The following is a 19,688-nucleotide window of genomic DNA, read 5'->3' as shown; positions in this document are numbered from 1 at the left end:
TACACCAGATTGCCGGAGTTCTCCCCATGGCCGAAATCAAGGAAGCCCTTGTCCCCGATATCGGTGACTACAGCGATATCCCGGTAATCGAGGTGCTGGTCGCCGTGGGCGATACCGTGAAGAAGGACCAGGGCCTGGTCACGCTGGAAAGCGACAAGGCCACGATGGAAGTGCCGTCCTCGGTCGCCGGTGTGGTCAAGGAAATCAAGGTCAAGGTCGGCGACAACCTCTCCGAGGGCAAGGTCGTGGCCCTGATCGAAGTGGCTGAAGGCGAGGCGGCCAAGCCCGCCGCTGCCGCCCCGGCTCCGGCCAAGGCCGCTGCCCCGGCCGCCGCCACCCAGAGCGCCCCGGCCCCGGCCGCTGCAGCGCCGGCCGCCCCGGCTGCCAGCGGCGGTGCCGTTGAAGCGCGGGTGCCGGACATCGGTGATTACACCGACATCCCGGTCATCGAAGTGCTGGTTGCCGTCGGCGATACGGTCAAGAAGGACCAGGGCCTGGTCACGCTGGAAAGCGACAAGGCCACGATGGAAGTACCGTCCTCGGTCGCTGGCGTGGTCAAGGAACTGAAGGTCAAGGTCGGCGACACCCTGTCCCAGGGTGCCGTGGTGGCCATCATCGAGGCCGAGGGCGCTGCTGCCCCGGCTGCTGCCCCGGCCCCGGCCGCAGTGGCTGCTGCCCCGGCTGCCGCACCGGCCCCGGCCCCGGTCAGCGCCCCGGCGCCGGCTGCGGCGGCACCGTCTGCCGGCGCCCCGTCCAGCCCGCCGGTGCAGTTCAACGCCGATGGCGTGCTGCCGGCCAAGGTGCCGTACGCCACCCCGGCCGTGCGCGTGTTCGCCCGCGAACTGGGCGTGGACCTGCTACAGATCAGCGGCACCGAAAAGGGCGGCCGCATCACCAAGGGCGACGTGCAGAAGTTCGTCAAGGCCGCGCTCAGCGGTGGCGTGCCGGCGGCTGGCGGTGGCACTGTTGCCGCCGGTGGTGGCCTGAACCTGCTGCCGTGGCCGAAGGTCGACTTCAGCAAGTTCGGCGAGACCGAAGTCCAGCCGCTGTCGCGCATCAAGAAGATTTCCGGTGCCAACCTCGCCCGCAACTGGGCGATGATCCCGCACGTCACCCAGTTCGAGCAGGCCGACATCACCGACCTGGAAGGCCTGCGCGTGGCGCTGAACAAGGAAAACGAGAAGGCCGGCATCAAGCTGACCATGCTCGCCTTCCTGATCAAGGCCAGCGCCGCGGCACTGAAGAAGTTCCCGGAGTTCAACGCCTCGCTCGATGCCAGCGGTGAAAACCTGACCCTGAAGAAGTACTTCCACATCGGCTTCGCCGCCGACACGCCGAACGGCCTGGTCGTGCCGGTCATCCGCGACGTGGACAAGAAGGGCGTGGTGCAGATCGCGCAGGAAACCACCGAACTGGCCAAGAAGGCGCGTGACGGCAAGCTGGGCCCGGCCGACATGAGCGGCGGCTGCTTCTCGATCAGCTCGCTGGGCGGCATCGGTGGCACCGCGTTCACCCCGATCGTCAACGCACCGGAAGTGGCCATCCTCGGCGTCTCCAAGTCCGCCATCCAGCCGGTCTGGAACGGCAAGGAATTCGCGCCGAAGCTGATGCTGCCGCTGTCGCTGAGCTACGACCACCGCGTCATCGATGGCGCCCTGGCCGCACGCTTCACCACGTACCTGTCGCAGGTACTGGCCGACATGCGCCGCGTGCTGCTGTAAGGCACCGCTTCGCCCCCACCGTGCGGCCGCTGCCTGCTGGCGCGGCCGCGTGAACAGATGCAGTGACAGCCCGCCGGCCGTGCCGGCCGGGCACGAGGAAAACCACCATGGCCACGATTGAAGTCAAGGTTCCCGACATCGGTGATTACAGCGATGTGCCGGTGATCGAAGTATTGGTCGCCGTCGGCGACACGGTGAAGAAGGACCAGGGCCTGGTGACCCTGGAATCGGACAAGGCCACCCTGGAAGTGCCGTCCTCGGCCGCCGGCGTGGTCAAGGAAATCAAGGTCAAGCTCGGCGATACGCTGTCCGAAGGCGCCGTGGTCGTGCTGCTGGATGCCGAAGGCGCCGCTGAAGCCCCGGCCAAGGCCGCCGCGCCGGTCCCGGCAGTGGCTGCCCCGGCCAGCAAGCCGCCGGTGACCCCGTCGCACCGCGCCCCGGCCGAGCCGGTCGCACCGAAGCCGGCGCTGTCCAGCGGCAAGCCGGCCGACATCGAATGCGAAATGGTCGTGCTGGGCTCGGGCCCGGGCGGCTACACCGCCGCCTTCCGTGCCGCCGACGTCGGCCTGGACACGGTGCTGGTCGAGCGCTACGCCAGCCTCGGCGGCGTCTGCCTCAACGTGGGCTGCATTCCGTCCAAGGCGCTGCTGCATGCCGCGGCCGTGATCGACGAAGTGGCCCATGCCGGTGATTTCGGCGTCGAGTTCGGCAAGCCGACCATCACCCTGGACAAGCTGCGCCAGTACAAGGAAAAGGTCGTCAACCAGCTGACCAAGGGCCTGGCCGGCATGGCCAAGCAGCGCAAAGTCCGCAGCGTGCAGGGCGTCGGCAAGTTCCTGTCGGCCAACGAGCTGGAAATCACCGCCGCTGACGGCAGCACCCAGCTGCTGCGCTTCCAGAAGTGCATCATCGCCGCCGGTTCGCAGGCGGTGAAGCTGCCGAACTTCCCGTGGGACGACAAGCGCGTGATGGATTCCACCGATGCGCTGGAGCTGGCCGACGTGCCGGCTTCGCTGCTGGTCGTCGGCGGCGGCATCATCGGCCTGGAAATGGCCACCGTGTATGGCGCGCTGGGCAGCAAGGTCACCGTGGTCGAGTTCATGGACCAGCTGATGCCGGGTGCCGACAAGGACCTGGTCAAGCCGCTGGCCGACCGCCTGAAGAAGCAGGGCATCGACGTCCACCTGAAGACCAAGGCCTCGGGCGTGACCGCCGATGCCAAGGGCATCACCGTGACCTTCGAGGCCGCCGAGGAAGGCCAGTCGCCCGCCCTGGCGCAGGGCACCTTCGACCGCGTGCTGGTGGCCGTGGGCCGCTCGCCGAACGGCAAGAAGATCGACGCCGAGAAGGCGGGCGTGCAGGTCACCGACCGCGGCTTCATCCCGGTGGACCGCCAGATGCGCACCAACGTGCCGCACATCTTCGCCATCGGTGACATCGTCGGCAACCCGATGCTGGCCCACAAGGCCACGCACGAGGGCAAGCTGGCCGCCGAAGTGGCGGCCGGTCACAAGAAGGAGTGGGTGGCCCGCGTGATTCCGTCGGTGGCCTACACCAACCCGGAAATCGCCTGGGTCGGCGTCACCGAGACCGAAGCCAAGGCCAAGGGCCTGAAGGTCGGCGTGGCCAAGTTCCCGTGGGCCGCCAGCGGCCGTGCGATCGGCATCGGCCGTACCGAGGGCTTCACCAAGCTGATCTTCGACGAAGAGACCCACCGCATCATCGGTGGTGCGATCGTCGGTGTGCATGCCGGTGACCTGCTGGCCGAGATCGGCCTGGCGATCGAGATGGGGGCCGAAGCCGAAGACATCGGCCACACCATCCACGCCCACCCGACGCTGAGCGAATCGGTGGCGATGGCCTCGGAAATCTACGACGGCACGATCACCGATCTGTACATGCCGAAGAAGCGGTAGCGCCAGGCCATGCCTGGCGGGATTGCCTGGCAGAGCAGAAAACCCGGCGCAAGCCGGGTTTTTTGTGGGCGGCGTGTCTGACTTCGGCTGCGGTCATTGCGAGCGGTGGGGCCGCTGAGCGGGTGGCGGGCATTTCGACAAATGTCCCCCGTCGCCCGCCTGTGGCGGTCGCCTCCTCCTTTACTTCGTCGAAACGCCCGCCACCCGCGCAGCGGCTCGGCTTGCGGAAAGTAGAGCCACTGCCGCTGCCACTGCCACTGCCACTACAAAGGCCGCGTGGATGCCTGACACGCGGGGGAAGAGGGGCTTGCGTGCGAAGTCAAGGAGGAGGTGACGGCCGTAGGCCGGCGCCGGGGGACATTCGCACGCAAGCCCCTCTCCCCCAGCGCTCGACCAACCCGCTTCTGCTTGACCGTGCAAACAGAAAACGCGGCCCCGATGTTCCGGAGGCCGCGTCAGGAGAGGGTGTGCCGTGGAAGGGGCGGGGGATCAGAACACGAAGCTGATACCGGCCACCGGGCCCTTGAACTCCTGCTTCAGGCCGATGGTGCCGTCGCTGCCCTTCTTGTCCACGTCCAGCTTGAACCAGTCATAGCCGGCGAACACGCCGAAGTTCTTCGTGAGGCGGTAATCGACGATGGCGTTGGCGCGGCTCAGGTCGCCCTTGTAGTCATCGAAGCTGCCCCAGCGGGTGTTGAGGTACTGGCCCTGCAGGGTGATCAGCCACTTTTCCGACGGCGTGAAGCTCAACCGGGCACCGACCACCGGCGCGATGCCGTCGGCCTTCTCGTTGAGGAACTGGCCCTCATACACCGTACCCAGGTCCGCATAGCCCTTGGTGCTGACCTTGGCGTACTCACCACCGATCTGCAGGCCCAGGTCGAAGCCATCGGTATCGATCACCGAATAGTCGTACACCAGGCTGGCCACCTGGTACTTCAGCTCGCCCTTGACGAAGCTGCCGGCCGGCACGGTCTCGCCGCCGAAGGAAATCCCCTCGTCCAGGCTCTCACGGCGGTCCTTGTCGTACTTGAAGTAGTTGAACAGCAGGCGCTGGCGGTTGCTGATGCGGAACATGCCGTCGATGCGCGGCTCCCACTCCTTGCCGCCCAGCTTGAAATCCTGGTCCAGGGCGATGTCCTGCCCGGCCACCGTGGTCCTGCCACGCAGCGTGTTGTCCGAATCGATGTTCATCGCGCCCAGGCGCAGGGCGAAACGGTCATCCCCTTCGGCGGCATGGGCACTGGAAGCGACGCCCGCACCGGCGGCGAGCAGCGACAGGGCGAGCAGGGTGGGCATGGAGCGCATCGGCAGAGTCCTTGCAGTGGTTCGTAAAAGTGAGAACCACTGTGCCAAGCCGTCGCGTCCACCATTCGTGAACGTATGGTGCAGGGCATGTCGAGCGTTCAGCGCTGTCGTGCCTGCGTCAGCGCGCGGCGGGGCCGCCGTCGCCGCGGGGAAAGATGGCCCCGCGGTCAGGCGGGGCCATCCTTCGGGCCTGCGGGGCGAAGCGTCGACGAGGGTGCAGCAGGCAGGCCTGTTCCTGTGACTCGGGCCTGCGACGAAAGTTCAACGTGATGCGCTGCAACACGGCGCGGACGCGATTGTCCCCCTTGTGGTCCCTAAAAAACGAGGCGATACCGCAACTTGCGGCCTGCGCGGATGAACAGGGGGCGGTTGTCTCGCAAATTGTCCCATTGCTATAATTTGGCGGCTCGATGAGGCACCCAAGCTGTAGCGGCCTCCGCCTTCCACAAGAACCATGCGGGACATCCTGTGCTGAACTCCGTTGATGCGGGTCGGCGACTGATGCTGCGCGCTGCGGTCTATCCGCTGGCCGCAGTGGCTGTCCTGGCCCTGGCCTTCCTGCTGATGGGGCCGAAGTACGCGCTGGGCGCGCTGGCCTCCGGCGTAGCGGTCTCGGCCGGTGGCTGGGTGGCGGCGCGGATGGCGCTGAGTGGGGGCGCGGTGGCGGCAGGGTCGGCGATGGCACGCCTGATCATCGCCATCGTCGCGAAGTGGGCGGTGGTTTTCGGCGTCCTGCTGGTGGGGTTCGTGGTCTTCAAGCTGCCTGCATTGGCGCTGCTGGCCGGTATCGCCGTCGGTTTGATGTTCCAGGTCCTGGCCATGGCCAGGCGTTGACACAGAATTCAATTAACTAAGGTTCCGGACACATGGCGGGCGAGGCTCTAACCCCTACCACCTATATCCAGCATCACCTGCACAACCTGACCGCTCCGGTGGGCAATGGTGAAGGTGCGTTCTGGCATATCCACGTCGATACGTTCGTCACTGCGGTCCTGATGGGCCTGGTGATCGTGGTGGCCTTCTGGCTGGGGACCCGCAAGGCCACGGCCGGCGTGCCGGGCAAGTGGCAGGCCTTCGTGGAAATCTGCCTGGAGTTCGTCGACCGCCAGGCCAAGGACACCTACCACGGCAAGAGCAAGCTGGTCACGCCGATCGCGATCACCATCTTCTTCTGGATCCTCCTGATGAACCTCATCAAGATGATCCCGGCCGATTTCATCGCCAAGCCGCTGGAATGGGCTGGCATCCACTACTGGAAGCCGGTGCCGACCGCCGACGTCAATGCCACCCTGGGCATGGCGATCAGCGTGTTCTTCCTGATGTTCTTCTTCGCGCTGAAGTCCAAGGGCGTCGGCGGCTTCATCAAGGAGTTCCTGACGGCGCCGTTCGGCAAGTGGATGATGCCGTTCAACCTGATCCTCAACATCGTCGAGTGGCTGAGCAAGCCGATCTCCCTGGCGATGCGACTGTTCGGCAACATGTTCGGCGGCGAAATCGTGTTCCTGCTGATCTGGGTGCTGGGTGGTGCCGGTTTCTTCGGCGCCATTGCCGGTGGCGTGTTCGGCCTTGGCTGGATGCTGTTCCACCTGCTGGTGATCCCGCTGCAGGCCTTCATCTTCATGATGCTGTCGATCGTGTACCTGAGCCTGTCGGAAGACGCTCACTGAGTTCTAGCTTCAACGCGTTTCAACCTTCATCCGTTTCATCACCCTTAGCAACTTAAGTTCCTGGAGATAACCATGTACTTCGCCGTCCTGACCAACTTCGCGCAGATTCAGAGCTCCACCGCCCTCGCCGTCGGCATCATGATCGGCCTGGCCGCGCTGGGCGCTGGTCTGGGTCTGGCCATCATGGCTGGTAAGTTCCTGGAGTCGGCCGCTCGCCAGCCGGAACTGATCCCGGTCCTGCAGGTCCGCATGTTCATCACCGCCGGCCTGATCGACGCCGCGTTCATCATCTCGGTCGCCGTGGGCCTGCTGCTGGCCTTCGCCAACCCGCTGTCGGCTGCCTTCGCTGGCGCCGTCACCAAGGCTCTGGCCGGCTGATACAGCGGTTTGAGACGACCGGGTGCCATTGGCGCACCCGGTTTCGGATGAAGGCCGGATGCGCCGCTTCGGCGGCGCGTCCACCCCGAAACCAGCGATCGAGCTAACCATGAATATCAATTTCACCCTTCTTGCGCAGGCGCTGGCCTTCGCTGGTCTGATCTGGATCATCGCGACCAAGATCTGGCCGCCGCTGATGAACGCGATCGAAGAGCGCCAGCAGAAGATCGCTGAAGGCCTCGCCGCTGCCGACCGCAGCCAGAAAGATCTGGCCCAGGCGCAGGAAAAGGTCAACGAAGCGCTGAAGGAAGCCCGCACCAAGGCCAACGAGATCATCGACCAGGCCCACGCGCGTGCCAACCAGATCGTGGACGCTGCCCGCAGCGAAGCGATTGCCGAAGCCACCCGTCAGAAGGAACTGGCCCAGGCTGAAATCGACGCCGCCGCCAACCGTGCCCGTGAAGACCTGCGCAAGCAGGTGTCCGCGCTGGCCGTGACCGGTGCCGAAAAGCTGCTCAAGCGCGAAATCGACGCCAACGCCCACAAGGCGCTGCTCGACGAGCTGGCCTCGGAGATCTGAGATGAGCCAGGCCCTCACGCTTGCCCGCCCGTACGCCCGCGCCGCGTTTGCGACCGCGCGTGACGAAGGTGCGTTCGCGCCGTGGTCGGACGCCCTGGCGTTCTCCGCCCACGTCGCCGCCGACCCGCGCGTGGCGGCCCTGCTCGCCAACCCGGAGCTGGGCCGTGACGATGCCGTCGCGCTGCTGGCGCCGGAAACGCACGGCGACACCTACGCACGCTTCCTCGGCCTGCTGGCCGAATCCCACCGCCTGCCGCTGCTGCCGGAAATCGTCGGCATGTACGACGCCCTGCGCGCCGAAGCCGAGCATGTGGTGAAGGCCACGGTCACCTCGGCCAGCGAGCTGTCGGCCGGTGAGCTGGACGCGATCAAGGCGGCCCTGCGCAAGCGCTTCAACCGCGAGGTCGATGTGACCACCGCGGTCGATGCCTCGCTGATCGGCGGCGCCGTGATCGATGCCGGCGACGTGGTCATCGATGGTTCGCTGAAGGGCAAGCTGGCCCGCCTGCAGACCGCGCTCGCTAACTGAATTCTTTTAACGTCCGGCCTGACCGCCGGCACTAGGACTTGACGATGGCAACCACGCTCAACCCCTCCGAAATCAGCGAACTGATCAAGAACCGCATCGAGAAGGTCAAGCTGGCCGCGGAATCGCGCAACGAAGGCACCGTGACCAGCGTGTCCGACGGCATCGTGCGCATCTTCGGTCTGGCCGACGTGATGCAGGGCGAAATGATCGAACTGCCGAACAACACCTTCGCCCTGGCCCTGAACCTGGAGCGCGACTCGGTCGGCGCCGTGGTCCTGGGTGACTACGAGCACCTGCGCGAAGGCGATGTCGCCAAGACCACCGGCCGCATCCTGGAAGTGCCGGTCGGTCCGGAACTGCTGGGCCGCGTGGTGAACGCGCTGGGCGAGCCGATCGACGGCAAGGGCCCGCTGGGCACCGACCTGACCGCTCCGGTGGAGCGCGTTGCCCCGGGCGTGATCTGGCGCAAGTCGGTCGACCAGCCGGTGCAGACCGGTTACAAGTCGGTCGACTCGATGATCCCGATTGGCCGTGGCCAGCGCGAGCTGATCATCGGTGACCGCCAGACCGGCAAGACCGCGATGGCGATCGATGCGGTGATCAACCAGAAGGGCACCGGCATCAAGTGCGTGTACGTGGCGATCGGCCAGAAGGCTTCGACCATCGCCAACATCGTGCGCAAGCTGGAAGAGAACGGCGCGCTGGCCCACACCATCGTGGTGGCCGCGACCGCGTCCGAATCGGCTGCCATGCAGTACATCAGCGCCTACTCGGGCTGCACCATGGGTGAGTACTTCATGGACCGCGGCGAAGACGCGCTGATCGTGTACGACGATCTGTCCAAGCAGGCCGTCGCCTACCGCCAGATCTCGCTGCTGCTGAAGCGCCCGCCGGGCCGTGAAGCCTACCCGGGTGACGTGTTCTACCTGCACTCCCGCCTGCTGGAACGCGCTGCCCGCGTGTCCGAGGAATACGTGGAGAAGTTCACCGAAGGCAAGGTCACCGGCAAGACCGGTTCGCTGACCGCGCTGCCGATCATCGAAACCCAGGCCGGCGACGTGTCCGCCTTCGTTCCGACCAACGTGATCTCGATCACCGACGGCCAGATCTTCCTGGAAACCGACCTGTTCAACGCCGGCATCCGCCCGGCCGTGAACGCCGGTATCTCGGTGTCGCGCGTCGGCGGCTCGGCCCAGACCAAGATCATCAAGAAGCTGTCCGGCGGCATCCGTATCTCGCTGGCCCAGTACCGTGAGCTGGCGGCGTTCGCGCAGTTCGCCTCGGACCTGGACGAAGCGACCCGCAAGCAGCTGGAGCGTGGCCAGCGCGTCACCGAGTTGATGAAGCAGAAGCAGTACGCGCCGATGTCCATCGCCAACCAGGCGCTGTCGATCTACGCCGTCAACGAGGGTTACCTCGACGACGTGCCGGTCAGCAAGCTGCTGGCGTTCGAAGAAGGCCTGCACGCCCACTTCGCCAACACCCAGGGCGAGCTGGTCAGCAAGGTCAACGCCACCGGCGGTTGGGACAACGACATCGAAGGTGCCTTCAAGAAGGGCATCGCCGAGTTCAAGACCACCGGCAGCTGGTAACGGCATGTGGAGCGGGGCCTGGCCCCGCTCTACCGTTGAACAACGCGGGGCGATGCCCCGCGCCACGGGAAACAAGAGATGGCAAGCGGACGCGAAATCAAAACCAAGATCAAGAGCGTGCAGAACACCCGCAAGGTGACGCGCGCCCTGGAAATGGTCTCGGCCTCCAAGATCCGCAAGGCGCAGGATCGGATGAAGACCTCGCGTCCGTACGCGCAGGCGATGAAGCAGGTGATCGGACACCTGGCCCAGGCCAGCACCGATTACCAGCATCCGTTCCTGGTCGAGCGTGAGCAGGTCAAGCGGGTCGGGTTCATCGTGATCTCCTCCGATCGCGGCCTGGCCGGCGGCCTGAACAACAACCTGTTCCGCAAGATGCTGGGCGAAGCCAAGGCATGGCAGGACAAGGGTGCCGAAGTGGACCTGGTGACCATCGGCCAGAAGGCATCGACCTTCTTCCGCCGCGTGAAGGTCAACATGGTCGGCAGCGTGACCCACATCGGCGACGTGCCGAAGCTGGAATCGCTGATCGGTGTGATCAAGGTCATGCTCGACGCCTTCACCGAAGGCAAGGTCGACCGCGTGTACCTGGTCTACAACCGCTTCGTGAACACCATGACGCAGAAGGCCAGCTTCGATCAGCTGCTGCCGCTGCCGGCGGCTGAGAAGCAGGTCGCGCACCACGACTGGGATTACCTGTACGAACCCGATGCCGCGACCGTGCTCGAGCACGTGATGACGCGTTACATCGAGTCGCTGGTGTACCAGGCACTGCTGGAAAACGTCGCCTCCGAACATGCCGCACGCATGGTCGCGATGAAGGCGGCGAGCGACAACGCCAACAAGCTGATCGGTACCCTGCAGCTCGTCTACAACAAGGCGCGCCAGGCAGCGATCACCCAGGAAATCTCCGAAATCGTCGGCGGCGCGGCAGCAGTCTGACCGCGTTCGTTCAAAGCACACATTTAGAGGATGCAGCAATGAGTCAGGGCAAGATCGTTCAGATCATCGGCGCGGTCGTCGACGTCGAATTCCCGCGTGAGTCGGTGCCGAAGGTGTACGACGCACTGAAGGTCGAAAACACCGAAATCACCCTCGAAGTCCAGCAGCAGCTGGGCGACGGCGTGGTGCGTACCATCGCCCTCGGTTCCACCGACGGCCTGAAGCGCAACCTGGTGGCCGTCAACACCGACCGCGGCATCTCCGTGCCGGTCGGCGCCGGCACCCTGGGCCGCATCATGGACGTGCTGGGTCGCCCGATCGACGAAGCCGGCCCGGTGGCCGCCAGCGACAGCTGGGAAATCCACCGTGCGGCCCCGTCGTACGAAGACCAGTCCCCGGCGACCGAACTGCTGGAAACCGGCATCAAGGTCATCGACCTGATGTGCCCGTTCGCCAAGGGCGGCAAGGTCGGCCTGTTCGGCGGCGCCGGCGTCGGCAAGACCGTCAACATGATGGAACTGATCAACAACATCGCCAAGGCGCACAGCGGTCTGTCCGTGTTCGCCGGCGTGGGTGAGCGTACCCGTGAGGGCAACGACTTCTACCACGAAATGAAGGACTCCAACGTCCTGGACAAGGTGGCGATGGTGTACGGCCAGATGAACGAGCCGCCGGGCAACCGTCTGCGCGTCGCCCTGACCGGCCTGACCATGGCCGAGTACTTCCGCGACGAGAAGGACGAAAACGGCAAGGGCAAGGACGTCCTGCTGTTCGTCGACAACATCTACCGCTACACCCTGGCCGGTACCGAAGTGTCGGCGCTGCTGGGCCGTATGCCGTCGGCCGTGGGTTACCAGCCGACCCTGGCCGAGGAAATGGGCGTCCTGCAGGAACGCATCACCTCGACCAAGAACGGTTCGATCACCTCGATCCAGGCCGTCTACGTTCCCGCGGACGACCTGACCGACCCGTCGCCGGCGACCACCTTCGCCCACCTGGACTCGACCGTCACCCTGTCGCGTTCGATCGCCTCGCTGGGTATCTACCCGGCCGTCGATCCGCTGGACTCCACTAGCCGCCAGATGGACCCGCTGGTCATCGGCCACGAGCACTACGACACCGCCCAGCGCGTCCAGCAGACCCTGCAGAAGTACAAGGAACTGAAGGACATCATCGCCATCCTGGGCATGGACGAACTGTCCGAAGAAGACAAGCAGGCCGTGTCGCGCGCCCGCAAGATCGAGCGCTTCTTCAGCCAGCCGTTCCACGTGGCCGAAGTGTTCACCGGTTCGCCGGGCAAGTACGTGCCGCTGAAGGACACCATCCGTGGCTTCAAGGCCATCGTCGATGGCGAGTACGACCATCTGCCGGAGCAGGCGTTCTACATGGTCGGCGGCATCGAAGAAGCGGTCGAGAAGGCCAAGAAGATGGCCGAGAAGGCCTGATCCGGGACGGGCGGGAGCGATCCTGCCCGACCTGACGCCGGCGCCGGGCAACCGCCCGCGCCGGTGGACCCCCACGGTGGCATTGCGCCGCCGCGAACAGCGAAGAGATTTGCATGAGCACGATCCGTTGCGACATCGTCAGCGCCGAGCAGGAAATCTTCCGTGGCGAAGCGACCCTGGTCGTGGCCACCGGTGAGCTGGGCGAACTGGGCATCGCGCCCAAGCACGCGCCGCTGATCACCCGCCTGAAGCCGGGCAAGGTGGTGGTGACCACGCCGAACGGCGAGCAGCTGGATTTCGCCATTTCCGGCGGCATCCTGGAAGTGCAGCCGCAGGTGGTGACCGTGCTGGCCGACACCGCGATCCGCGCGCAGGACATCGACGAAGCCTCGGTCCGCAAGGCCAAGGAAGAAGCCGAGCGCATCCTGGCCAACCGTGGTGAAGCGATGGAAGTGGCCGAAGCCCAGCAGAAGCTGGCCGAAGCCGTCGTCCAGCTGCAGGCACTGGAGCGCCTGCGCAAGACCCTCAAGCACTGAGGTTCTGCAGCCCTCCCGCAGAAACGCCGGCCCCGTGCCGGCGTTTTTGTTTGTGTGCCCAGTGCAACGGGGGAATCCGCGCTAGCGCTGTCCCGCCGTGCTCAGCGGTACACCACGTAGCGCATCAGCAGGAACGACACCACCGCCAGCCCGCCCTCGACCACCGGCTTGGCCAGCCAGGCATAGCGCAGCCCCAGCGCGTGATCGGCGGTGGACACCAGCACGGTACTGGCGGCCGTCAGCAGCAGCCACAGCGTGAAGAAGCGGGCGAAACGGCGCCAGCCCAGCCGCTGTCCCGCGCCGGTGGCGAACGTATAGCGGCCATTGAGCCAGAAGCCCAGCAGCATGCCGGCCAGGCGTCCGGCAATGTTGGCTGGCACTACCGGCAGGCCCACCGCGGTGGTGGCGACGAACACCAGCCAGTCCAGCAGCAGCTGCACCAGCCCGATGACGATGTAGGCGCTGCCCTGGCGGAGGAGGCTCATGCGGGGGGAAGGGAACACGGGCCTCCATGTTAACGGCCCGCGTTCTAGAATCGCAGGCAACGAACCACGGACTGTCGCCCCATGAGCCAACCCCTGCACGTGATCATCCTGGCCGCTGGTGCCGGCAAGCGCATGAAATCGGTGCTGCCCAAGGTGCTGCAGCCCATTGCCGGGCAGCCGATGCTGGCGCATGTGATCGCCACGGCCCGTGAACTGCAGCCCGATGCCATCCACGTGGTGCATGGCCATGGCGGGCAGGCCGTGCGCCAGCACTTCGCCAACCAGCCCGACCTGCTGTGGGCCGAGCAGGCGCAGCAGCTGGGCACCGGCCATGCGGTGGCGCAGGCGATGCCCGACGTGCCCGATGCCGCCCAGGTGCTGGTGCTGTACGGCGACGTGCCGCTGATCCGCGCGCAGACCCTGCGCGATCTGCTGGCGCAGCCGGGCCGGCTGGCGGTGCTGGTGGCCGAGGTTGCCGACCCCACCGGTTATGGCCGCATCCTGCGCGATGCCGAAGGCCGGGTGGCGGCCATCGTCGAACAGAAGGATGCCGACGAGGAACAGCGGCGCATCCGCACCATCAATACCGGCATCATCACCGCTGAATCGACCGCGCTGCGGCGCTGGCTGTCGCAGCTGTCCAACGCCAACGCGCAGGGCGAGTATTACCTGACCGATGTCTTCGCCTTCGCCGCGCGCGAATACACCCCGGCGGAAATGGCCATCGTCGCGGATGCCCAGGACGCCGAAGGTGCGAATGATCCCTGGCAGCTGGCCCAGCTCGAACGCGCCTGGCAGCGCCGCGCCGTCCGGGCCCTGTGCGCGCAGGGCGCACGCGTGCTCGATCCGGAACGGCTGGATGTCCGCGGCCAGGTCACCGTCGGCAGCGACGTGCTGATCGATGTGAACGTCATCCTGGAAGGCCGCGTCGAGCTGGCCGATGGCGTGACCATCGGGCCGTTCACCCGCCTCAAGGATGTACGCCTGGGCCCCGGCACGCAGGTGCGTGCGCACTGCGACATCGAAGGCGTGGTCAGCGAGGGCGCTGCGCAGATCGGGCCGTTCGCGCGCCTGCGCGAGGGCACCGTGCTGGCCGATGGTGTGCACGTGGGCAACTTCGTGGAAACCAAGAAGGTCAGCCTGGGCGTGGCCAGCAAGGCCAACCACCTGGCCTACCTGGGCGATGCGGTGATCGGCAGCGGTGTGAACATCGGCGCCGGCACCATCACCTGCAACTACGACGGGGTGAACAAGTCGACCACCACCATCGGTGACAACGCCTTCATCGGTTCCAACAGTTCGCTGGTGGCACCGGTACTGATCGGCGAAGGGGCGACCATCGCGGCCGGCTCGGTCATCACCCGCACGGCGCCGGATGGCAAGCTGACGCTTGCACGTGCACGACAGGAAACCATCGATGGCTGGCGCCGTCCGGTCAGGAAGCCCTGAGCCACGCCTGGCACGCGCCGACGAACTGGCGGCGCTGCCCGGCATCGAGCAGCGCGCGGGCGAACGGTTGCGCGGTCATGAAGCCTACCCGGTGTTTGCCGGCCACGGCCTGGACCAGGACACGCTGCGGGCGGGCCTGCAGCGGCGGCAGCTCTGGGTGGTGGAGGCCGAGGGCGGTGACCTTGCCGGTTACCTGCTTGGCGGCGAGCTGGAGCGCCGGTTCCATGTCCTGCAGATGGACGTCGATCCCCGGCATGCCCGGCGCGGCCTTGGCCGTGCGCTGCTGCGCCATGCGCTGGCCAGCGCGGCAGGGCAGGGCTACGGCAGCGCCGTGCTGACCACCCTGTCGGACGTGCCATGGAATGCCGCCTTCTATGCCAGCGAAGGATTCATCGTGGTGCCACCTGCCCGGTGGAGGGCGGGAATGCAGGCGGTGATGGCCGAAGAAGCCGCGCTGGGCTTCCCGATGCACCTGCGGGTGGTGATGCAGCGTGCCCTTCAGGGCGATCCCGGTGGCCTTCTGTAGATCCACGCCGTGCGTGGATGCGGTTGCTTGATGCGTTGGCAAAGCCATCCACGCATGGCGTGGATCTACAAAGCGCTGCTTCCGGTAGATCCACGCCATGCGTGGATGCCGTTGATTGATGCGCTACCGCAGCAACGCGGTGCTCACGCGGGCAGCAGGATCGACACGCACAATCCACCATCGCTGCGGTTCTGCAGCGAAATGCGCCCGCCGTGCGCTTCCACGATCTCCCGCGTCAACGCCAGCCCCAGCCCCGTGCCATTGCGCTTGGTGGAATAGAACGGCATCAATGCGTTCTGCAGCACCTGCTCGTTCATGCCCTTGCCACGGTCGAGCACGTCCAGCCGCAGCCACTGCGGCAACCGCGTCAGCTGTACCTGCACATCCTCGTTCGGTGGGTCCGCCTCCGCGCACGCCTCATGGGCGTTCTTCAACAGGTTCAGCAGCGCCTGGCCGAACTGGGCGATATCGATGCGGCTGCACAGTTCCTCATCCGGCTCCTGTGGCATGCCGAATGGAATCTGCTGCCGCAGGCTGGACAGGAAGGGGGCCCAGTGCACTGTCTGCAGCTGCGGATGCGGCAGCTTGGCAAAGCGCGCGTAGCCCCGGATGAAGCCCTCCAGGTGGCGCGCACGGTCTTCCACCGTGCTGAAGATCTCCGGCAGGCGGTCGTAACGCTCGCGCTTGACCAGCTCCCCCCCGGAATGGGCCAGCGAGGCGATGGGCGCCAGTGAGTTGTTCAATTCATGGCTGATGACCCGGATCACCTTCTTCCAGGTCTGCACTTCCTGCCGGCGCAGCTCGGCGGTCAGCAGGCGTACCAGCAGCAGGTCATGCGGACGGCCGTTGAGCTGGAACGCGCGGCGCGAGAGGTGGTAGACCTGCTCGTCATCCTCGTCGCCCTCCTCGCCTTCGCCACGTACCGAGAACAGGCTGTCACCGCCGCGCGCGATCGCATCGCGCAGCTCGACCGGCACCTGCTCCAGCAGGTCCTCCAGGCGTTGGCCCTCCAGCTTCCAGCCACCGTGCAGCAGCTTGCGCGCGGCCAGGTTGGAAAACACCACGCGGGGAATGCCATCGCCGCCGGAGGCGACCAGCAGCATCGCCACGGGCGTGTTCTGCACCATGGTGTCCAGCAGCAGTTCGCGCTGCACCAGGCCCTGGCGCTGTGCACGCAGCACGTCGCCCAGTTCGCGGTGGGCCTGCACCAGGTCGCCCAGTTCGTCATTGCCGGGCCAGTGCACGCCGAAGTTGTATTCGCCGTCGCGGTAACTGCTGGTGGTGCCGGCCAGGGCGCGCAGCAGCGAGCGCACCGGGGCGGTGGCGCGGCGCAGGCTCCACCACATCAACGACAGCAGGACCAGCGTCGACAGCGCCGTCACCACCCAGCCATGGTCCAGCCAGAAGGCGAGCAGCCACGGCAATGCGGCGGCCAGCGCCAGCACCGGCAGCAGGCGCAGGAACAGGCGGGCGGTGAAGGAACTGCGCTTCATTCGCGGGGAATGCCGTGGCGGTCCATGCGCCGGTACAGCGCCTGCCGGCTCAGTCCGAGTTCGGCGGCGGCCTGGGCAATGATGCCGTGGTTGCGGGCCAGTACCTGTTCGATGCGCTCGCGGTCCGGATCATTGCCGGCGCTCGGGGCCGGGCGCGGTGCCGCCGGTGCACGCGGCAGGTTCAGGTCGCCCACTTCGATGCGCTCGCCGGTGGCCAGCAGTTCCGCACGCTGGATGACATTGCGCAGTTCGCGCACGTTGCCCGGCCAGGCGTGGCGCTGCAGCGCCGCGATGGCGGCGGCCGACAGCGGCTTGCCGGCCGTCAGGAAGCGTTCGGCCAGCGGCACGATGTCACCGGCGCGCTCGGCCAGCGGTGGCAGCGCCAGTTCAACCGTGTTGAGGCGGTAGTAGAGGTCTTCGCGGAAGCTGCCGTCGCGGATCATCGCCGGCAGGTCGGCATTGGTGGCGCTGACCACGCGCACCTTGACCTGGCGCTCGCGGTTGGAGCCGAGCCGCTCGAAGCGCCCGGTTTCCAGCACGCGCAGCAGCTTCATCTGCCCGCCCAGCGAGAGGTTGCCGATTTCATCGAGGAACAGCGTGCCACCGTCGGCGGCTTCGAACTTGCCTTCGCGGGCCTTGTTGGCGCCGGTGTAGGCACCGGCCTCGGCGCCGAACAGTTCGGCCTCGATCAGTTCCGAGGGCAGGGCCCCGCAGTTGACGGCCACGAACGGGCCTTTGGCCACCAGCGAGTTGGCCTGGATGATCTGCGCGATCTTTTCCTTGCCGGCGCCGTTGGGGCCGGTGATCAGTACCGGCAGTTCCGAACGGGCGACCTGGCAGGCCAGGGCGATCACCCGTTCACTGGCGGGGTCGGCAAACACCGCCCCGCACAGCGCGTACCTGTGTTCCAGTGCGCTGCGCTGGCGCTGCTCGCGCTGGCGGCGCTGCTCCAGTTCGCGCCGGGCCTCGGACAGTTCCAGCAGGTTGTTGACCGTGGTCAGCAGCTTGCGGTCATCCCAGGGCTTGGCCAGGTAGTCGGCGGCACCGGCCTTGACCAGGTCCACCGCGCTGCTCAGGTGGGTCCAGGCGGTCAGCAGGATCACCGGCAGGTCGGGGTGGCGGCTGCGGATCTGCGCGAACAGGGCTTCGCCTTCTTCGCCGGAGGTGGTGTCCTCGCTGAAATTCATGTCCTGGATCACCAGGTCCACCGGCTGTGCCTGGAGTGCGGCCAGCCCTTCGGCCGGCGTGCTGGCGTGCACGGTGTCGATGTCGTGCAGCGAGAACAGCACGTCCAGTGCGGTTCCCACGCTGGCATTGTCGTCGATGATCAGGATCGAGGGCATGGGGTCAACGTTGGTAGCACCGGGCCATGCCCGGTGTAGGCGGATGCAGTGTGGCTGGCGGATCCGCCGGGCAGGGCCCGGCGCTGCCGCACTCCTGCCCAATATAGCCAAACCGGTGGCGGTACAGGGCCGCCACCGGTGGTCAGCGCGGTGGCGGCGGTGGTGGAGGCGCTGCGGGCGCGGGGGGCGGTGCCACGGCGCGCCAGGCATCGGTAGCCACCGGCACCACGATGTCGCGGCCACGGCGCTGCACCTTCACCTGCACCGTGACCTTGCTGCTGGTGGCCAGCGCCTGGACCAGCGTGTCGATGGCGCGCACCGGGCGGCCATCGACCGCCAGGACGCGGTCACCGCCGCGCAGCCCGAAATGGCCTTCCGGCAGGGCCGTGTGGACCTGCACGACCTGCTGTTCCGACGCCAGCGCCAGGTGCCGGTTGCCAGCGTGCCAGGACATCGATGCCGCGGCGTGGTCGCTGCCGGCCCGGGCCGGAGCGGCCAGGGCCAGCAGGCACAGCGCCAGTGCGGGCAGCACGGGGCGCCTCATCTCAGGCGCCCCGGGTGGCCACGGCCGGCGGCACGGCTGCGGCACGACGGGCCGGGCCGAACACCGCGATCTGGCCCAGCAGCCACAGCAGCACGGCGCCGATGGGCAGGTACACCAGCGGCATGCGCGGCAACTCGTACATGTTCATCAGTGCCAGGTTGATGGCATAGGCCGCGAGCATGCCCAGCACGATGCCCAGCGTGGCCAGCAGGAAGTTCTCGGTCTGGAAGTAACGCAGGACCTGGCCACGGGTAGCGCCCAGTGCACGGCGGATGCCGATCTGCTTGCTGCGCTGCTGCACCCAGAAGCTGGCCAGGCCCACGATGCCCAGCGCGGTGACCACCAGCAGGGCCACGCAGACCGTGGTCAGCAGGCCGACCATCGCCCGGTCGTTCTTGAAGTAGTCCGCACGCTGTTCCTCGTAGGTCAGCTTTTCGCGCACCAGGCGGTTCGGGTCGTTGCGTTCCAGTGCAGCCAGTGCGGCCTTGAGCACCTCCTGGCGGCGTTCCGGCGCGGTGCGCAGCATGTAGATGCCGCTGCCGAAGACATTGCGTGCCGGCAGGATCAGCGATTCGGTGGTGTTGTCGCCCCAGCCGGTCGGGGTGGCCAGGTAGTCGACGATGCCCACCACCTTCAGTGCCTGCTTGCCCATGTAGTACGTCTTGCCCAGCGCGTTGCCGTCGCGTTCCATCTTCGCGGCGGCGGCCTGGCTGAGGATGACCGGCACGGTCATGTTCTGCGTGCCCCCCTTGAGGGCATCGCTCAGGTCGACGTACTCGTCGGGCAGGAAGTCACGGCCGGCGGTCAGGTTCAGGCCCAGCGTGCGTGCGCCGTCCTCGGCGATGCTGTACATCGCCACGTGGGTGGTCGGGCGTTCCTGGTCGGGGGTGTTGGTCAGGCCACTGTTGGAGGAACTGGAACGGAACGGCAGCTGGTTGACCACGCTGACGCTGGTCACGCCGGGGATGTTGCGCAGCGAGGCCAGGTCTTCGCGGGTGCGGGCCATGGCGTCGGTCTGCTTGCCGATGCCGCTGACGCGGACCATCACCAGTTCTTTTTCGGCCAGCCCGCTGGGCAGGCTGATCTTGTCCACGCGCTGGCTGACCAGGAACAGCGCGTTGCAGACGATGGCGCAGGTCAGCGCGATTTCCAGCACGATCAGGGCGGCAGCGGTCTTGTGCCGGCGCAGCGTGCTGAGGATGGGGCGGATGTCCATGATGTGTCCTCGGAGGCA

General features: G+C 66.6%; 19 protein-coding genes. 13 read left to right on the top strand and 6 right to left on the bottom strand.

The window, feature by feature from the left end; translation table 11 throughout:
* Positions 1 to 26: 26 nt before the first annotated feature.
* Entirely contained in the window at positions 27 to 1,721 is a 1,695-nt protein-coding gene (gene aceF / locus Q9R17_RS05655; protein WP_308157456.1) for a dihydrolipoyllysine-residue acetyltransferase, read from the top strand.
* Positions 1,722 to 1,828: 107 nt separating this feature from the next.
* Positions 1,829 to 3,637 (top strand): dihydrolipoyl dehydrogenase, encoded by a 1,809-nt coding sequence (gene lpdA, locus Q9R17_RS05650; RefSeq protein WP_308157455.1) that lies wholly within the window; start codon positions 1,829 to 1,831, stop codon positions 3,635 to 3,637.
* A gap of 489 nt (positions 3,638 to 4,126) precedes the next feature.
* Here the strand turns inward: lpdA and Q9R17_RS05645 are convergent, their stop codons facing one another.
* Complete coding sequence (locus Q9R17_RS05645) at positions 4,127 to 4,945, bottom strand: hypothetical protein (protein WP_308157454.1); 819 nt, start codon at positions 4,943 to 4,945, stop codon at positions 4,127 to 4,129.
* A gap of 468 nt (positions 4,946 to 5,413) precedes the next feature.
* On the opposite strand from Q9R17_RS05645, the gene Q9R17_RS05640 reads away from it, so the two are divergent.
* From Q9R17_RS05640 to Q9R17_RS05600, 9 genes are all read left to right on the top strand, one after another.
* A complete protein-coding gene (locus Q9R17_RS05640) occupies positions 5,414 to 5,779 on the top strand; it encodes a hypothetical protein (RefSeq protein WP_308157453.1) in 366 nt (121 codons plus the stop codon).
* A 32-nt stretch (positions 5,780 to 5,811) separates the two neighbouring features.
* A complete protein-coding gene (atpB, locus tag Q9R17_RS05635) occupies positions 5,812 to 6,612 on the top strand; it encodes a F0F1 ATP synthase subunit A (RefSeq protein ID WP_308157452.1) in 801 nt (266 codons plus the stop codon).
* 72 nt (positions 6,613 to 6,684) lie between these two features.
* Positions 6,685 to 6,990 (top strand): F0F1 ATP synthase subunit C, encoded by a 306-nt coding sequence (gene atpE / locus Q9R17_RS05630; protein ID WP_005411133.1) that lies wholly within the window; start codon positions 6,685 to 6,687, stop codon positions 6,988 to 6,990.
* Positions 6,991 to 7,099: 109 nt separating this feature from the next.
* The gene (locus Q9R17_RS05625; RefSeq protein WP_308158289.1) at positions 7,100 to 7,570 is read left to right on the top strand and encodes a F0F1 ATP synthase subunit B; all 471 of its coding nucleotides are present in this window, start codon (positions 7,100 to 7,102) and stop codon (positions 7,568 to 7,570) included.
* A 1-nt stretch (position 7,571) separates the two neighbouring features.
* Positions 7,572 to 8,099, top strand: a complete 528-nt coding sequence (locus tag Q9R17_RS05620; RefSeq protein ID WP_308157451.1) for a F0F1 ATP synthase subunit delta — start codon at positions 7,572 to 7,574, stop codon at positions 8,097 to 8,099.
* 44 nt (positions 8,100 to 8,143) lie between these two features.
* Complete coding sequence (gene atpA / locus Q9R17_RS05615) at positions 8,144 to 9,691, top strand: F0F1 ATP synthase subunit alpha (RefSeq protein WP_308157450.1); 1,548 nt, start codon at positions 8,144 to 8,146, stop codon at positions 9,689 to 9,691.
* A 78-nt stretch (positions 9,692 to 9,769) separates the two neighbouring features.
* On the top strand, positions 9,770 to 10,633 hold the full coding sequence (gene atpG / locus Q9R17_RS05610; protein ID WP_053518734.1) for a F0F1 ATP synthase subunit gamma: 864 nt from the start codon (positions 9,770 to 9,772) through the stop codon (positions 10,631 to 10,633).
* A gap of 38 nt (positions 10,634 to 10,671) precedes the next feature.
* Positions 10,672 to 12,078, top strand: a complete 1,407-nt coding sequence (gene atpD, locus Q9R17_RS05605) for a F0F1 ATP synthase subunit beta (protein ID WP_308157449.1) — start codon at positions 10,672 to 10,674, stop codon at positions 12,076 to 12,078.
* Between the two features lie 113 nt (positions 12,079 to 12,191).
* Positions 12,192 to 12,614, top strand: coding sequence for a F0F1 ATP synthase subunit epsilon (locus tag Q9R17_RS05600; protein ID WP_005411127.1), 423 nt, complete (start codon positions 12,192 to 12,194; stop codon positions 12,612 to 12,614).
* Positions 12,615 to 12,715: 101 nt separating this feature from the next.
* Here Q9R17_RS05600 and Q9R17_RS05595 read toward each other — a convergent pair whose 3' ends face one another.
* Complete coding sequence (locus Q9R17_RS05595; protein WP_308157448.1) at positions 12,716 to 13,099, bottom strand: GtrA family protein; 384 nt, start codon at positions 13,097 to 13,099, stop codon at positions 12,716 to 12,718.
* Positions 13,100 to 13,180: 81 nt separating this feature from the next.
* On the opposite strand from Q9R17_RS05595, the gene glmU reads away from it, so the two are divergent.
* Positions 13,181 to 14,548: a bifunctional UDP-N-acetylglucosamine diphosphorylase/glucosamine-1-phosphate N-acetyltransferase GlmU gene (glmU, locus tag Q9R17_RS05590; RefSeq protein WP_308157447.1), complete on the top strand. Its 1,368-nt coding sequence runs from the start codon at positions 13,181 to 13,183 to the stop codon at positions 14,546 to 14,548.
* The gene (locus Q9R17_RS05585) at positions 14,517 to 15,074 is read left to right on the top strand and encodes a GNAT family N-acetyltransferase (protein WP_308157446.1); all 558 of its coding nucleotides are present in this window, start codon (positions 14,517 to 14,519) and stop codon (positions 15,072 to 15,074) included. Before glmU ends, Q9R17_RS05585 begins: the two co-directional genes overlap by 32 nt.
* A 143-nt stretch (positions 15,075 to 15,217) precedes the next feature.
* On the opposite strand, the gene Q9R17_RS05580 is transcribed toward Q9R17_RS05585, so the two are convergent.
* From Q9R17_RS05580 to Q9R17_RS05565, 4 genes are all read right to left on the bottom strand, one after another.
* On the bottom strand, positions 15,218 to 16,567 hold the full coding sequence (locus tag Q9R17_RS05580) for an ATP-binding protein (RefSeq protein WP_308157445.1): 1,350 nt from the start codon (positions 16,565 to 16,567) through the stop codon (positions 15,218 to 15,220).
* Complete coding sequence (locus tag Q9R17_RS05575; protein ID WP_308157444.1) at positions 16,564 to 17,910, bottom strand: sigma-54 dependent transcriptional regulator; 1,347 nt, start codon at positions 17,908 to 17,910, stop codon at positions 16,564 to 16,566. Before Q9R17_RS05575 ends, Q9R17_RS05580 begins: the two co-directional genes overlap by 4 nt.
* 142 nt (positions 17,911 to 18,052) lie before the next feature.
* Positions 18,053 to 18,454 (bottom strand): PDZ domain-containing protein, encoded by a 402-nt coding sequence (locus tag Q9R17_RS05570; RefSeq protein WP_308157443.1) that lies wholly within the window; start codon positions 18,452 to 18,454, stop codon positions 18,053 to 18,055.
* Position 18,455: 1 nt separating this feature from the next.
* A complete protein-coding gene (locus tag Q9R17_RS05565) occupies positions 18,456 to 19,670 on the bottom strand; it encodes an FtsX-like permease family protein (protein ID WP_308157442.1) in 1,215 nt (404 codons plus the stop codon).
* Between the last annotated feature and the right edge of the window lie 18 nt (positions 19,671 to 19,688).

The sequence above is a fragment of the Stenotrophomonas sp. 24(2023) genome (assembly GCF_030913365.1).
GTDB lineage: Bacteria > Pseudomonadota > Gammaproteobacteria > Xanthomonadales > Xanthomonadaceae > Stenotrophomonas.
The sequence above is the reverse complement of the archived record's forward strand: the minus strand, read 5'-3'. Positions and strand labels throughout refer to the sequence as shown.